The organism is Paracoccus sp. DMF, from assembly GCF_004407025.1.
Classification (GTDB): domain Bacteria; phylum Pseudomonadota; class Alphaproteobacteria; order Rhodobacterales; family Rhodobacteraceae; genus Paracoccus; species Paracoccus aminovorans_B.
In genome coordinates this window covers 29689-44366 of the sequence record NZ_SOKV02000004.1, presented here as the reverse complement: position 1 = coordinate 44366, position 14678 = coordinate 29689, and the positions used below count along the sequence as shown (strand labels likewise).

Below are 14678 nucleotides of genomic sequence, written 5' to 3'. Positions count from 1 at the left end.
GGCAGAACGGGAAATCACCAATGTCGCTTCAGATCCTGCTGGCGCTCGCCGCCTTTGCCTTTGCCACCTCGGTCACGCCGGGGCCGAACAACCTGATGCTGATGGCATCCGGGGCGAATTTCGGCTTGCGGCGCAGCGTGCCGCATCTGCTGGGCGTGGCCTTGGGCTTCGGGGCCATGGTGGCGCTGCTGGGCCTGGGCGTGGACCGGCTGATCGCCGAGGCGCCCCGGCTGGCGCTGGCGCTGAAGGCCGTGAGCCTGGTCTATGTGCTGTGGCTGGCCTGGAAGATCGCCCATGCCGCCGCGCCCGAGGGCCAGGCCGGCACCGGGCGGCCGATGGGTTTCCTGGCCGCCTGTGCCTTTCAATGGGTCAATCCCAAGGCCTGGATGATGGGACTGGGGGCGCTTTCGGCCTATTCCGCCGGCGCGGGCGGGGCGCTGGTGGTGGCGGCGGTGTTCACGCTGGTGAACCTGCCCTCGGTCGCGCTTTGGGCGGCGATGGGGCAGGGGCTGCGCGGGCTCTTGCAGGACGCGGGCCGGCGGCAGATCTTCAACCGGGTGATGGCGGTGCTGCTGGTCGCCTCGATGCTGCCGGTGCTCAGCGGGCACTGACCACGATCAGGCCGGCGACGCCCAGCACGATCAGCGCCATGCCGGCGCGCTGGCGCATCGAGGAGCCTTCGCGGAACACCCGGCCCGAGACGAGCTGCGCCATCACCACCTCGACCAGCGCCAGGGTGCGGACATTCGCGGCCGAGGTCAGCGCGAAGCCCAGGAACCAGAACAGCGAGGCCAGCGCCCCCAGCGCCCCCGCGCCCAGCGAGCCGCGCCAATGCCGGGCGATGCCGGCAAGCGCCGGCCGGTCCGCCAACCCGAGCCAGGCCAGCATGATCGCGCTTTGCAGGGCCAGGCTCAGCGCCAGGACGGTGGCAGCGCGCAGCCCGCTTGCGCCGAAGGGCAGCGCCAGGATCGCGCCGCGAAAGCCGATGGCCGAAAGCCCGAACAGCGCCCCGGCCGCGATGCCCAGACCCGCCGCGCGCCAGCCGCCGCGCCGCCAGTCGGCGCTCGACATCAGCACCACGCCCAGCGTCGCCGTGGCGATGGCCGCCATGCGGGCCGGACCCAGCGGCTCGGCCAGCAGCAGCGTCCCGATCAGGGCCAGGGTGACCGGCTCGGTCTTGATGAGCGCGGTGGTGACGCCGAAGCCGCGGCTCTCCATCGTCAGCAGCATCAGCGCCGTCGCGGCGACCTGCGCCAGCGCGCCCAGCGTGGCCCAGCCGAGGCTCGCCGGGCCGGGCAGCGGGATGGCGGTGAAGCCGGCCAGCACCGCCAGCAGCAACGCCGCGAAGGGCAGGCCGAAGAGGAAGCGCACCGCCGTCGCGCCCATGGTGCCGAGTTCCGCCGTCAGCCGACGCTGCGCCGCGTTGCGGCCGGTCTGCGCCGCCGCCGCGACCAGCGTGGCGAGGATCCAGCTCATCAGCCCCGGATCGCCTCGATCATGCGGCTGACATTGTCGGGATCGGCGTCGGGCGTGATGCCATGGCCGAGGTTGAAGATATGCGGGCCCTTCGAGAAGGCCGCGACGATGCGGCGGGTCTCGGCCACCAGTGCCTCGCCCCCCGTGACCATCAGCCGCGGGTCGAGGTTGCCCTGCACGCAGCCGTCCTTCTGCACCTCGGCGGCGGCCCAGCCGGCGCTGACGGAATTGTCCAGCGCCACCGCATCGGCGCCGGTGGCGCGGGCAAAGCCGGCATAGCGTGGCCCGGCCTCGCGCGGGAAGGCGATGACGGGCACGCCGGGATGGCGGGCCTTCAGCGCGGCGATGATGCGGCGCGTCGGCGCCACCGCGAAATCGTCGAAATCGGCGCCCTTCAGCGAGCCGGCCCAGCTGTCGAAGAGCTTGACCACCTCGGCCCCGGCCTCGATCTGGGCCGAGAGATAGGCGATGGTGCCCTCGGTGATGCGGTCGATCAGCGCGGCGAAGGCGGCACGGTCGGCAGCCTTGAAGGCATGGGCCGGGCCCTGGTCGGGGGTGCCGCGACCGGCGATCATATAGGTGGCGACGGTCCAGGGCGCGCCGGCAAAGCCGATCAGCGTCGTCTCGCGCGGCAATGCGCGCGCCAGGATGCGGACGGTTTCATAAACCGGGGCCAAGGTGTCGTGGATCGCCTCGACCGGCTTCAGCGCCGCCACGCCGGCGGCGTCGGTGATGGTGGACAGGCGCGGGCCCTCGCCGGTTACGAACCACAACTCGGCCCCCAGCGCCTGCGGCAACAGCAGGATGTCGGCAAACAGGATCGCCGCGTCGAAGCCATAGCGGCGGATCGGTTGCAGCGTCACCTCGGCCGCGAGGTCGGGCGTATAGCACAGCGACAGGAAGTCGCCGGCCTGGGCGCGGGTCGCGCGGTATTCGGGCAGGTAGCGGCCGGCCTGGCGCATCATCCAGACGGGCGGCACGGGCAGGCGCTCGCCCTTCAGGGCGCGCAGGATGGTCTTGTCGGACATGGATCACCTCTTGCGCCCCTTCATGGCCGGCCTGTCCCCGTTGTCAAGGGCGCGAGAGGGCGCTAAGCCCTTGGCCATGGAACCGACACAGACCCAGATCATCCGCATCGGCACGCGCGGCTCGGCCCTGGCGCTGGCCCAGGCGCATGAGACCCGCGACCGGCTGAAGGCCGCGCACGGCCTGCCCGAGGCCGCCTTCGAGATCGTCGTGATCAAGACCACCGGCGACCGCGTGCTGGACCGGCCCCTGAAAGAGATCGGCGGCAAGGGCCTGTTCACCCGCGAGATCGAGGATGCGCTGCTGTCGGGCGAGATCGACATCGCCGTGCATTCCATGAAGGACATGCCGACCGTCCAGCCGCAGGGGCTGGTCATCGACTGCTACCTGCCGCGCGAGGATGTGCGGGACGCCTTCGTCTCGCCGCAGTATTCCGGGATTTCCCAGCTTCCCCAAGGCGCTGTCGTCGGTTCCTCGAGCCTGCGGCGGCGGGCGCAGCTGGCGGCGCGCCGGCCCGACCTGCAGCTGGTCGAGTTTCGAGGAAACGTGCAGACCCGTTTGAAAAAGCTGGAAGATGGCGTGGCGGTTGCGACTTTCCTCGCCATGGCGGGGCTGTCGCGGCTGGGCATGCTGCATGTCGCGCGCGGTCCGGTCAGCCCCGATGAGATGCTGCCCGCCGTGGCGCAGGGCTGCATCGGGGTCGAGCGGCGGGCGGATGATGCGCGCATGGCCGGGCTGCTGGCGGCGATCGGCGACCGGGACAGCGCGCTGCGCGTCGCGGCGGAACGGGCGTTCCTGGCGCGGCTCGACGGTTCCTGCCAGACGCCCATCGCAGGGCTGGCGGAGCTGGAGGGCGACCGGCTGCGGCTGCGGGGCGAGATCCTGCGGCCCGACGGCAGCGCGGTCATCGCGGGCGAGCGCATCGGCCCGGCCGGCGACGGCGCCGCCATGGGCGACGACCTGGCGGCGGAACTGCGCGCCCGCGCGCCTGCGGATTTCTTCGACTGGTCCTAAAGCGCCAGCATCGCGGCCAGTGCCAGCCCCAGCATGAGCATCGCGCGGCGATAGAGCCGCAGCCCGGCCATCAGGTCGCGCGGGGCGGGATCGCGGGCGGTTTCGTTCAGCCAGGGCTCGGGGGATTCGACGCCGTGATAGCGGCGCGGCCCCGACAGCCGCACGTCCAGCGCGCCGGCCATGGCGGCCTCGGGCCAGCCGGCATTGGGCGAGCGGTGGCGGCGCGCGTCGCGGCGGATCACCCGCCAGACGCGGCCCTGGTTCGGCGGCGCGGCCAGCAGGAACAGCAGCGCCGTCAGCCGCGAGGCGGGCAGGTTCACCAGGTCGTCCAGCCGCGCCGCGACCCGGCCGAAGAGCGCGTGGCGTTCGCTCATATGCCCGATCATCGAATCGAGCGTGTTGATCGCCTTGTAGGCGGCAATCCCGGGCAGGCCGGCGACGGCGGCCCAGAACACCGGCGCGACGATCCCGTCCGAGGCGTTCTCGGCCAGGCTCTCCAGCGCCGCGCGGGCAATGGGGGCGGGGCGGTCGTCGAGGTCGCGGCCGACGATCATCGCCACGGCGCGCTTCGCGGCCGGCATGTCGCCCGCTTGCAGCGGCCGGGCCACGGCGGCGACGTGATCGTCAAGCGAGCGCACGGCGACCAGCGGCCAGGCCAGCACGCCCAGAGCCACCGCGCCGCCGGGCAGCGGCAGCAGCGCCCAGGTCAGCAGCAGCGCCGGCAGCACCGCCGCCGTCAGCACCACCGCGACCGCGAAGGCACCGCGCAGGATGCGCTGCCCGCCGCGATTCCAGCGCCGATCCAGCGCCGCGATCAGCCGGCCGAGCCAGGTCACCGGATGGCCGATGCGGCGATAGAGCCCGTCCGGCCAGCCCAGCGCCGCGTCCACCGCCAGCGCCACCAGCGCCACGGTCAGGGTCTGGGACGACAGGATCATGGCGCGACCCGGTTGACGGCCTCGACCGCCCAGCCGCCGGGGGTGCGGGTCAGCACGGTCAGCGACAGCGGCGCGACCGAGAAGGACAGCGCCGCCGGCCCCACCGCCAGCGCCAGCGCGGCGCGGACCGTGCCGGCATGGGCGATGATCGCGGTCGTGCCCCGCGCGCGCTCCAGCAGCGCCTGCACCCGCGCGGCCATGTCGAGAAAGCTCTCGCCGCCCGGCGGGCGGGCCTCGGCCAGCGCCTCGGGCGGCAGCGGGCCGAGGTCGGGGATTGCGGCACCGGGTTCTTCCCAGGCGCCGAAATCCTGCTCCCACAGGGCGGGATGATAGTCGGGGGACAGGCTCAGCGCCTGCGCGGTCTGTCGGCAGCGCAGCGCCGGGCTGGCCCAGACCTGCGTGGCCTCCGAAAGCATCCGCGCCGCCCAGTCGAGCCGCTCGCGGTCGCTGCAATCGGCCGACACGTCGCGCCGCCCGGCCAGCCCCGGCACCGCAAGCGGCGCGTGGCGCAGGATCATCAGCCGGGTCGGATCGTCCTTCATCGCCGCAGCCTTGGCGCGGCCCTCGGCGCTTGTCAACGCGCCCCGCCGAAGCGCAGGATCGGCGGCGACAGAAGGCTTGACGCGAGACCCCATCCGCAGGCATAAACCATTTAAATGAACACTCGTTCAATAACCGGGGAGGGAACCGATGTTCACCGCAGGCATGGCGTTCGATCTGGGCGAGGATGTGAACGCGCTTCGCGACACCGTTCACCGCTGGGCGCAGGAGCGCGTCAAGCCCATCGCCGCCGAGGTCGACCGCAGCAACGCATTCCCGAACGATCTGTGGCCCGAGATGGGCGAGATGGGCCTGCTGGGCATCACCGTGCCCGAGGAATTCGGCGGCACCGGCATGGGCTATCTGGCGCATGTGATCGCGACCGAGGAGATCGCCCGTGCCTCGGCCTCGGTCAGCCTGTCCTATGGCGCGCATTCCAACCTCTGCGTGAACCAGATCAAGCTGAACGGCAGCGATGCGCAGCGGGCGAAATACCTGCCCGACCTGTGCAGCGGCAAGGCGGTCGGCGCGCTGGCCATGTCCGAAGAGGGCGCCGGCAGCGACGTGGTCGGCATGAAGCTGCGCGCCGAGAAGCGCGGCGACCGCTATGTGCTGAACGGCAGCAAATACTGGATCACCAACGCCCCCGACGCCCATACGCTGGTCGTCTATGCCAAGACCGACCCCGAGGCGGGCAGCAAGGGGATCACCGCCTTCATCGTCGAGCGCGGCATGAAGGGTTTCAGCACCAGCCCGCACTTCGACAAGCTCGGCATGCGCGGCTCGAACACCGGCGAGCTGATCTTCGAAGACTGCGAGGTGCCTGCCGAGAACATCCTGGGCGCCGAGGGCAAGGGCGTGCGCGTGCTGATGTCGGGACTGGATTACGAACGCCTGGTGCTGTCGGGCATCGGCACCGGGATCATGGCGGCCTGCCTCGATGAGGTCATGCCCTATGTCCGCGACCGCAAGCAGTTCGGCCAGCCCATCGGCTCGTTCCAGCTGATGCAGGGCAAGATCGCCGACATGTATGTCGCGCTGAATACCGCGCGGGCCTATGTCTATGAGGTGGCGCGCGCCTGTGACGCCGGCAAGGTCACGCGCCAGGACGCGGCTGGCGCCGTGCTTTACGCCAGCGAACAGGCCATGGTGCAGGCGCATCAGGCGGTGCAGGCGCTTGGCGGCGCGGGCTTCCTGAACGATTCGACGGTCTCGCGGCTGTTCCGCGACGCGAAGCTGATGGAGATCGGGGCCGGAACCTCGGAAATCCGTCGCATGTTGATCGGGCGTCAACTGATGGAGATCGCCTGATGCGCTTCCTGCTGCTGCTGGCCCTGGCCGGCTCGCCCACCCTGGCCGAGGGGCCGCCCTATGATGCCAAAATCCTGCCGGCCTGCCTGGACCGGACCGCGGAATCATCCGCCGATGCCAGGGTCTGCATCGGCGAGGCCGCCACGCAATGCATGGCGCAGCCCGGCGGCGATACCACCGTCGGCATGGTCGATTGCCTGAGCGCCGAGGCCAAGGACTGGGACAGCCTGATGAACGGCTGGTATGGCAAGGCCATGCAGCAGACCGATGCGCTGGACGCCGAGATGAAGTCGCTGGGCTCGGCCGCCGAGCCTGCCGCGCCGGTGCTGAAACAGGCGCAACGCGACTGGATCGCCTTTCGCGATTCCAGCTGCAAGTTCCAATCGATCCGCTATCAGGGCGGCACCGCCGGCGGTCCGGCCGCCGCGACCTGCCTGATGCAGATGACCGGCGAACAGGCGCTGCAGCTGCGCGAGCTACTGGAGGATGCGCCATGATCCGCGCGGCCGCGCTGCTGCTGGCGGCGGGGCTCGCCGCGCCCGCCCTGGCCGGCGATGCCTCGGGTTTCGATCCGGCCAGCATCGATCAATGCCTGGTTGCCGCGCCGACCCAGGGCGCGCGCGCCGATTGCGCCGGCATCGGCATGGAGGCCTGCCTGGCCTATGCCAAGGGCAAGTACAGCGGCGACGATCCGGACTTCCCGATGGCGAATTGCCTCGACGCCTCGCACCAGGCCTGGGAGGCGAAGCTGACCGCCACCTATGACGCGGCGCTGGCAGCGCAGGGCGCCAAGCCGCAGGAGATGCTGCGCCAGGCCGAGCGCAGCTGGCTGCAATTCCGCGAGGACCTGTGCAACCAGGCCCGCGCCGCCGCACCCGAGGGCCAAGGCGAGCTGGCCGCCGCCCGCTGCATCCGCGACGAGACCGCGCGCCAGACCGCGCTCTTGCTGGCGCTGGAGCCGGCCGAATGACCGCCCCCATGCCGAAAGGGCGCTCCGCGACGGGACGCCCCTCTCCGGTTCGTGGTGGATCCCCGGATTTCCGCCTAGAACTTCATCACATAGCTGACGCCCACGACGACCGGATCGACCTCGACCTTGCCGATCTCGGCGCCGTTCAGGGTCACGTCGGCGTCGATGTCGATCCAGCGCAGGTCGGCGCGGATCGCGGCGCGGTCGTTGATCCAGTAGTCGGCGCCCAGGTGCGCGGCCAGGCCCCAGCTGTTCTTGACCCGCAGCTCGGCCCCGCTCAGCGGGCCGCGCGCATCGCCGTCCCAGAAGCCGGTGAAGTTCACGCCAAGGCCGACGAAGGGCTTGAACTGCTCGGTCGCATCGAAGTGGTATTGCAGCGAGATCACCGGCGGGAGATGCTTGACGGTGCCGATCTCGACCCCGTTCGACTTGATCGAATGCTTGAAGGGCAGGGCGGCCAGCAGCTCGACGCCCAGGTTGTCGCGGATGAAATATTCCGCGGTGATGGTCGGGCGGGTGCTGTCGCCGATCTCGGTCGGCACGGTGCCACCGGCCAGCACGCCATTGTCCGACTTGGGGTTCACATTCGCCAGCCCGAAGCCCAGCGTCCATTCCCCCTGCGACTGCGCCAGCGCGGGCGAGGCCAGCAGGGCCAGCGCCGCGGCGATCAGCATATGGTGTTTCATGGCGGTCCTCTCGTCTTGTTTTCCACCGTGACAAGGCGCCCGCGCCGCTCACGAAACCTTGATCTGCATCAAGATCCGGGCGTCCCGGCCCGGCTGCGTCAGTTTGTCGCAGCCGCCCGGGCGCCGGCCCGACCCGAAAGGATGACGCGATGAAACTCGGCAGTTCCGCCCTGCCGTCCTCGGACGGCTTCCGCGCCAATCGCGAGGCGCATCTGGCCATGCTGGAGACCGTGCGCAAGGCCGCGCTGGCGGCGGCGGCCGGCGGCGGGGCCAAGGCGCTGGAGCGCCACACCAGCCGCGGCAAGATGCCCCCGCGCGAGCGGGTGGCGAACCTGCTGGACCCCGGCTCGGCCTTCCTCGAGATCGGCGCCACCGCCGCGCATGGCATGTATGAGGGCGCGGCCCCCGGCGCCGGGGTGATCGCCGGCATCGGCCGGGTGCATGGCCAGGACGTGATGGTCGTGGCCAATGACGCCACGGTCAAGGGCGGCACCTATTACCCGATGACGGTCAAGAAGCACCTGCGCGCGCAGGAGATCGCCCAGGAATGCCATCTGCCCTGCGTCTACCTGGTCGATTCGGGCGGGGCGAACCTGCCGAACCAGGACGAGGTGTTTCCCGACCGCGACCATTTCGGCCGCATCTTCTACAACCAGGCGCAGATGAGCGCGATGGGCATCCCGCAGATCGCCGTGGTCATGGGCTCCTGCACCGCGGGCGGCGCCTATGTCCCGGCCATGTCCGACGTGACGATCATCGTGCGAAACCAGGGCACGATCTTCCTGGCCGGTCCGCCGCTGGTCCGGGCCGCCACCGGCGAGGTGGTCTCGGCCGAGGACCTGGGCGGCGGCGACGTGCATACCCGGCTCTCGGGCGTGGCCGATTACCTGGCCGAGGACGACGGCCATGCCCTCGCCATGGCCCGCCGCGCCATCGCGAACCTGAACCGCCAGCGGCCCGCGACCGTGCAATGGCAGGCCCCCGAGGCACCCGCCCATGACCCGGAGGAGATCCTGGGCATCGTCCCCGCCGACCTGCGCACCCCCTATGACATCCGCGAGGTGATCGCCCGCGTCGTGGACGGCTCGCGCTTCGACGAGTTCAAGGCCCGCTTCGGCGAGACGCTGGTCACCGGCTTCGCCCATGTCGAGGGCTGCCCCGTCGGCATCGTCGCCAACAACGGCGTGATCTTCTCGGAGGCCGCGCAGAAGGGCGCGCATTTCATCGAGCTCTGCTCGATGCGAAACATCCCGCTGGTCTTTCTGCAGAACGTCACCGGCTTCATGGTCGGGCGCAAATACGAAAACGAAGGCATCGCCCGGCACGGCGCCAAGATGGTGACGGCGGTGGCGACGACCAGCGTGCCCAAGATCACCATGCTGGTCGGCGGCAGCTTCGGCGCCGGCAATTACGGCATGTCGGGCCGCGCCTATTCACCGCGCTTCCTCTGGACCTGGCCCAATTCGCGCATTTCGGTCATGGGCGGCGAGCAGGCGGCGGGCGTGCTCGCCACCGTGCGCCGCGAGGGCATCGAGCGCCAGGGCGGCAGCTGGTCGCCCGAGGAAGAGGCCGAATTCAAGCGCCCCACCATCGAGATGTTCGAGCGCCAGTCGCACCCGCTCTATGCCTCGGCCCGGCTCTGGGACGACGGCATCATCGACCCCCGGAAGACCCGCGACATCCTCGCCCTCAGCCTGCGCGCCAGCCTGAACGCGCCGATCCCGCCGACGCGCTTCGGCATCTTCCGGATGTGAGCGCCATGGCCGCGATCACCCTCTGGCAAGGCGACATCACCACGCTGGCCCTCGACGCCATCGTCAATGCCGCGAACCGCACGCTCTTGGGCGGCGGCGGGGTGGACGGTGCCATCCACCGCGCCGCCGGGCCGGGCCTGCTGGCCGAATGCCGCACGCTCGGCGGCTGCCCGACCGGCGAGGCGCGCCTCACCGCCGGCCACGCCCTGCCGGCGCGCCACGTCATCCACACCGTCGGCCCGGTCTGGCAGGGCGGCCAGTCGGACGAGGACGCGCTTCTGGCCCGCTGCTACCAAAACAGCCTCGCGCTGGCCCATGCCCACGGCCTCGCCAGCATCGCCTTCCCGGCGATCTCGACCGGCATCTACGGCTTCCCCGCCACCCGCGCCGCGCTGATCGCCGTCGAAACGATCAAAGCCCACGCCGGCCTTCTCGACGTGACCCTGGTCGCCTTCGACCGTGGCAGCCTCGCGACGCTGGCATCCGCCCTCGACAGATCCGCCCGATGATTTCTCCGTTTCAAAAATACTCCACGGGGGTCCGGGGGTGTGAAACCCCCGGCGCCGCCCGCGCCACGAGGAGCCGCCCATGTTCCAGAAGATCCTGATCGCCAACCGCGGCGAGATCGCCTGCCGGGTCATCGACACCGCCCGCCGTCTGGGCGTCCGCACCGTCGCGGTCTATTCCGACGCCGACCGCGCCGCCCGCCATGTCGCCCTGGCGGACGAGGCGATCGCCATCGGCGGCCCGGCGCCCCGGGACAGCTACCTGCGCGGCGACGCCATCATCCGCGCCGCGCGCGACACCGGCGCCCAGGCCATCCACCCCGGCTACGGCTTTCTCAGCGAGAACCCGGATTTCGTCGATGCGGTGACGCAGGCCGGCCTGACCTTCATCGGCCCTTCGGCCGAGGCGATCCGCAAGATGGGCCTCAAGGACGCCGCCAAGGCGCTGATGGCCGATGCCGGCGTGCCGGTCGTGCCGGGCTATCACGGCGAGAACCAGGAGACGGCGCACCTGCAGGCCCAAGCCGATGCCATCGGCTATCCCGTGCTCATCAAGGCCGTGGCCGGCGGCGGCGGCAAGGGCATGCGGCTGGTGGAACGCAGCAGCGATTTCCCCGACGCCCTGCAATCCGCGCAAGGCGAGGCCGCCACCGCCTTCGGCAACCCCGCGGTGCTGATCGAGAAATACATTCAGCAGCCCCGCCATATCGAGATGCAGGTCTTCGGCGACGGCCACCGCGCCGTCCACCTGTTCGAGCGCGACTGCTCGCTGCAACGCCGGCACCAGAAGGTGATCGAGGAAGCCCCGGCCCCCGGCATGACGCCCGAGATGCGCGCCGCCATGGGCGAGGCCGCCACCCGTGCCGCCGAGGCCATCGGCTATGCCGGCGCCGGCACCGTGGAATTCATCGTCGACGGCAGCGACGGCCTGCGTCCCGATGGCTTCTGGTTCATGGAGATGAACACCCGCCTCCAAGTCGAACATCCGGTGACCGAACTCGTCACCGGCATCGACCTGGTCGAATGGCAGCTGCGCGTCGCCTCGGGCGAGCCCTTGCCCGCGACCCAGGACCAGCTGATCATCCAAGGCCACGCCTTCGAGGCCCGGCTCTATGCCGAGGACGTGCCCGCCGGCTTCCTGCCCGCCACCGGCCGGCTCGCGCATCTGCGCTTCCCGGACCACGCCCGCATCGAGACCGGCGTGCGGCCCGGCGACACGATCAGCCCCTGGTACGACCCGATGATCGCCAAGATCGTCACCCATGGCGCCACCCGCGCCATCGCGCTGCGCGCGCTGGAAGCGGCGCTGGAGGATACCGAGGTCGCGGGTTCGGTCACCAATGTCGATTTCCTGATCGCCCTGACCCGGCATGCGGGTTTCCAGCGGGGCGAGGTCGATACCGGCCTGATCGCCCGCGACCTCGACGCGCTGGTCGCGGCCGCGGAGCCCGATCCTGGCGCCAGGGCGCTGGCGGTGCTGGGCCTGGCCGGGCTCGACGATCCGACCATCCGCGGCGGCGTGACCCTGTGGCAGCCGCTGAAACGCAGCATCGTCTGGCAGGGCGGCGAGGCCGTGCTCGAGGTGCTGGGCCCCGGCGCCGCCCGCGTCACGCTGGACGGAAGCACGCATCGGATCGGCTATGAGGGCGGGCGCTGGTGGGTCGACGGCAGCCCGCGCCGCTGGCGCATCGTCAACCACGGCGCCGGCACCAGCGTCTTCGGCGGCCGGGCGCTGACGCTCGCGCCGCTCGACCCCTTGGACCGCGGCGGCGACGAAGCCGGGGCTGCGCTGACACTCTCGCCGATGCCGGGGCTGGTCAAGGCGGTCTTCGTCAGCGCCGGCCAGCAGGTCGCGGCCGGCGACCGGCTGGCGATCCTGGAGGCCATGAAGATGGAGCACACCCTGACCGCCGCCCGCGACGGCACCGTGGCCGAGGTGCTGGCCGCGGCCGGCGACCAGGTCGAGGCCGGCGCGCCGCTGATCCGGCTGGAGGAGGACGATGGCTGAACTGACGCTCTGGCATGTGCCGCTGTCGCGCTCGATGCGCATCCTGTGGCTGCTCGAGGAGATCGGCTGCGCCTATGATCTGCGGCTGATGGACCTCGCGGACGGCTCGACGCGCCGGCCGCCCTATGACGCCATCCACCCGGTCGGCCGCGTGCCGGCGCTGCGCGACGGCGACACCACGATCCACGAATCCGGCGCCATGACCGAATGGCTGTGCGAGACCCGCGCCCCGCAGCTCTGGCGCGCGCCGGGCGCGCCCGGGCGGCTGGGCTGGCTCGACTGGCTGCATTTCGGCGAGACGCTGGGCCAGCACATCGCCAACCTGACCCAGCAGCACGTCTTCCTGCGCGAAGACAGCCAGCGTTCGGCCACGCTGATGCGGCTCGAGGCAGCGCGGCTGTCGCGGGCGCTGCGCCTGGTCGAGGCTTGCGTCGCCGATTCGGACTGGCTGCTCAGCGAGTTCTCCGGCGTCGATTGCCAGGTCGGCTATTCGGTCTGGATCGCGTCGCGCTTCGTCAGCTTCGCCGACCGCCCGGCGCTGGCCGCCTATCGCGACCGCTGCGCCGCGCGGCCGGCCTTCCAGCGCAGCCTGCCACCCGAGGGCACGGCGATCATCTATGCCCGCGACTTCTACGAGGTGCCCGAATGACCCGCGTCGAGATCTTCGAAATGGGCCCGCGCGACGGGTTGCAGAACGAAAAGCGCCTGATCCCCGCGGCCGAAAAGATCGCGCTGGTCGACCTCTTGTCGCAGGCCGGGTTCCGGCGCATCGAAGTCACCAGCTTCGTCTCGCCGAAATGGGTGCCGCAGATGGCCGACGCCGCCGAGGTCATGGCCGGTATTCGGCGCGCGCCCGGCGTCAGCTATGCCGTGCTGACCCCGAACATGAAGGGCTACGCGGCGGCGCGGGCGGCCCGCGCCTCGGAGGTCGCGATCTTCGCCTCGGCCTCGGAAGGGTTTTCGCGCGCGAACCTGAACGCCAGCATTGCCGAGAGCCTGGAGCGGCTGGCGCCGGTGGCCGAGGCCGCGCGCGCGGACGGCATCCCGGTCAGGGGCTATGTCTCGGTGGTGACCGACTGCCCCTTCGACGGACCGACGCCGCCCGGCCATGTCGCCCGCGTCGCGGCGGCGCTGCGCGACATGGGCTGCTACGAGATCAGCCTGGGCGATACCATCGGCCAGGGCCGGCCCGAGACCATCGACGCCATGCTGGCGGCGGTGCTGGACGAACTGCCGCCCGAGCGGCTGGCCGGCCATTACCACGACACCGCCGGCCGCGCGCTGACCAATATCGACGCGAGCCTGGCACGCGGGTTGCGGGTCTTCGACGCCGCCGTCGGGGGGCTTGGCGGCTGCCCCTATGCCCCGGGCGCGGCCGGCAATGTCGCGACGGAAGCCGTCGCCGCGCATCTGGCGGCGGCGGGTCATGACACCGGCCTCGACATGGCCGTGATCGCTCGCGCCGCCGCCCTGGCCCGCAGCCTGAGAGGAGCGCCGTGATGGAGACCATCCGCATCGAGACCAACCCGCGCGGCGTCGCGCATCTGTGGCTGGCGCGCCCCGACAAGCACAATGCGCTGTCGGCGCAGATGATCCGCGAACTGACGCTCGCCGCGCAGCATCTGGGCCATGACCCGGCCGTGCGCGTGGTGGTGCTGGCAGCCGAGGGGCGCAGCTTCTGCGCCGGCGGCGATCTCGGCTGGATGCAGGACCAGATGCGTGCCGTTGCCGAGACCCGCCGCGCCGGCGCCCGCGACCTGGCGATGATGTTGAACGCGCTGAACACCCTGCCCAAGCCGCTGATCGGCCGGGTGCAGGGCAATGCCTTCGGCGGCGGCGTCGGCATGATCGCGGTCTGCGACGTGGCGATCGCCGTGCCCGAGGCCCGCTTCGGCCTGACCGAGACTCGGCTCGGCCTGATCCCCGCCACCATCGGCCCCTATGTCCTGGCTCGGATGGGCGAGGACCGCGCCCGCCGGGTCTTCATGTCCGCCCGGCTCTTCGGCGCGGAAGAGGCGATCCGCCTGAACCTGCTGGCCGCCACCGCCGAGCCTGGGACGCTGGACGCCGCCGTCGAGGCCGAGGTCGCGCCCTATCTCTCCTGCGCCCCCGGCGCCGTGGCGGCGGCAAAGCGCCTGGCCCGCCGCCTTGGCCCCGCCATCGGCCCGGCCGAGATCGAGGCCAGCATCGACGCCCTGGTCGCGGTCTGGGAAGGCGACGAGGCACCCGAGGGCATCGCCGCCTTCTTCGAGAAACGAAAGCCGCGCTGGCAGCAGGGCTAAGCCCCGGCCTTCTCTGTTGTATAAATACCCAAGCTGCGCGGGCGGCGAGGCGCCTGCGGTGCGGTTTTCGCAGGACGGGCGAGGGAGCTGCCGTGGCAGCCTTGCGGTTTGGGTATTTATGCAACAAAGAAGGCTGGTCAGACGCACGGGCGCGACATTTGCGCGCA

Annotated in this window: 16 protein-coding genes; 11 read left to right on the top strand and 5 right to left on the bottom strand. The window is 71.1% G+C overall.

Translation table 11 applies throughout. From position 1 onward, the window contains the following. Positions 1–20: 20 nt before the first annotated feature. Complete coding sequence (locus tag E3D03_RS03290) at positions 21–611, top strand: LysE family translocator (protein ID WP_263565801.1); 591 nt, start codon at positions 21–23, stop codon at positions 609–611. On the opposite strand, the gene E3D03_RS03285 is transcribed toward E3D03_RS03290, so the two are convergent. Further along, entirely contained in the window at positions 598–1476 is an 879-nt protein-coding gene (locus tag E3D03_RS03285; RefSeq protein WP_263565800.1) for a DMT family transporter, read from the bottom strand. The genes E3D03_RS03290 and E3D03_RS03285 overlap by 14 nt on opposite strands. After that, a complete protein-coding gene (gene hemE / locus E3D03_RS03280) occupies positions 1476–2504 on the bottom strand; it encodes a uroporphyrinogen decarboxylase (protein WP_263565799.1) in 1029 nt (342 codons plus the stop codon). Before hemE ends, E3D03_RS03285 begins: the two co-directional genes overlap by 1 nt. A gap of 76 nt (positions 2505–2580) precedes the next feature. Here hemE and hemC point away from each other — a divergent pair, with 76 nt between their 5' ends. After that, a complete protein-coding gene (gene hemC, locus E3D03_RS03275; protein WP_263565798.1) occupies positions 2581–3516 on the top strand; it encodes a hydroxymethylbilane synthase in 936 nt (311 codons plus the stop codon). Here the strand turns inward: hemC and cbiB are convergent. Together cbiB and E3D03_RS03265 are read right to left on the bottom strand one after the other, a co-directional pair. Continuing rightward, complete coding sequence (gene cbiB, locus E3D03_RS03270; protein ID WP_263565797.1) at positions 3513–4454, bottom strand: adenosylcobinamide-phosphate synthase CbiB; 942 nt, start codon at positions 4452–4454, stop codon at positions 3513–3515. The two genes, hemC and cbiB, sit on opposite strands and share 4 nt — an antisense overlap. Then, entirely contained in the window at positions 4451–4996 is a 546-nt protein-coding gene (locus E3D03_RS03265; protein WP_263565796.1) for a histidine phosphatase family protein, read from the bottom strand. The genes cbiB and E3D03_RS03265 overlap by 4 nt, the downstream gene beginning before the upstream one ends. A gap of 148 nt (positions 4997–5144) precedes the next feature. Between E3D03_RS03265 and E3D03_RS03260 the strand changes: the two genes are divergently transcribed. The 3 genes from E3D03_RS03260 to E3D03_RS03250 are packed head-to-tail and all read left to right on the top strand — an operon-like array spanning position 5145 to position 7275. After that, positions 5145–6305 carry an isovaleryl-CoA dehydrogenase gene (locus E3D03_RS03260; protein ID WP_263565795.1) on the top strand — a complete coding sequence of 387 codons (1161 nt, stop codon included), beginning with the start codon at positions 5145–5147 and terminating at the stop codon, positions 6303–6305. After that, a complete protein-coding gene (locus E3D03_RS03255; protein ID WP_263565794.1) occupies positions 6305–6802 on the top strand; it encodes a lysozyme inhibitor LprI family protein in 498 nt (165 codons plus the stop codon). The genes E3D03_RS03260 and E3D03_RS03255 overlap by 1 nt, the downstream gene beginning before the upstream one ends. After that, positions 6799–7275, top strand: a complete 477-nt coding sequence (locus tag E3D03_RS03250) for a lysozyme inhibitor LprI family protein (protein ID WP_263565793.1) — start codon at positions 6799–6801, stop codon at positions 7273–7275. Before E3D03_RS03255 ends, E3D03_RS03250 begins: the two co-directional genes overlap by 4 nt. 74 nt (positions 7276–7349) lie before the next feature. On the opposite strand, the gene E3D03_RS03245 is transcribed toward E3D03_RS03250, so the two are convergent. Beyond that, entirely contained in the window at positions 7350–7961 is a 612-nt protein-coding gene (locus tag E3D03_RS03245; protein ID WP_263565792.1) for an OmpW/AlkL family protein, read from the bottom strand. Positions 7962–8110: 149 nt separating this feature from the next. Between E3D03_RS03245 and E3D03_RS03240 the strand changes: the two genes are divergently transcribed. The 6 genes from E3D03_RS03240 (at position 8111) to E3D03_RS03215 (ending at position 14511) form a co-directional block, all read left to right on the top strand. Further along, complete coding sequence (locus tag E3D03_RS03240) at positions 8111–9715, top strand: carboxyl transferase domain-containing protein (RefSeq protein ID WP_263565791.1); 1605 nt, start codon at positions 8111–8113, stop codon at positions 9713–9715. Between the two features lie 5 nt (positions 9716–9720). Then, positions 9721–10224, top strand: coding sequence for an O-acetyl-ADP-ribose deacetylase (locus E3D03_RS03235; RefSeq protein WP_263565790.1), 504 nt, complete (start codon positions 9721–9723; stop codon positions 10222–10224). A 79-nt stretch (positions 10225–10303) separates the two neighbouring features. After that, complete coding sequence (locus tag E3D03_RS03230) at positions 10304–12229, top strand: acetyl/propionyl/methylcrotonyl-CoA carboxylase subunit alpha (protein ID WP_263565789.1); 1926 nt, start codon at positions 10304–10306, stop codon at positions 12227–12229. After that, positions 12222–12878 carry a glutathione S-transferase family protein gene (locus E3D03_RS03225; RefSeq protein ID WP_263565788.1) on the top strand — a complete coding sequence of 219 codons (657 nt, stop codon included), beginning with the start codon at positions 12222–12224 and terminating at the stop codon, positions 12876–12878. The genes E3D03_RS03230 and E3D03_RS03225 overlap by 8 nt, the downstream gene beginning before the upstream one ends. Beyond that, positions 12875–13729 (top strand): hydroxymethylglutaryl-CoA lyase, encoded by an 855-nt coding sequence (locus tag E3D03_RS03220; RefSeq protein ID WP_263565787.1) that lies wholly within the window; start codon positions 12875–12877, stop codon positions 13727–13729. Before E3D03_RS03225 ends, E3D03_RS03220 begins: the two co-directional genes overlap by 4 nt. Continuing rightward, complete coding sequence (locus E3D03_RS03215; protein WP_263565786.1) at positions 13729–14511, top strand: crotonase/enoyl-CoA hydratase family protein; 783 nt, start codon at positions 13729–13731, stop codon at positions 14509–14511. Before E3D03_RS03220 ends, E3D03_RS03215 begins: the two co-directional genes overlap by 1 nt. Positions 14512–14678 lie beyond the last annotated feature (167 nt).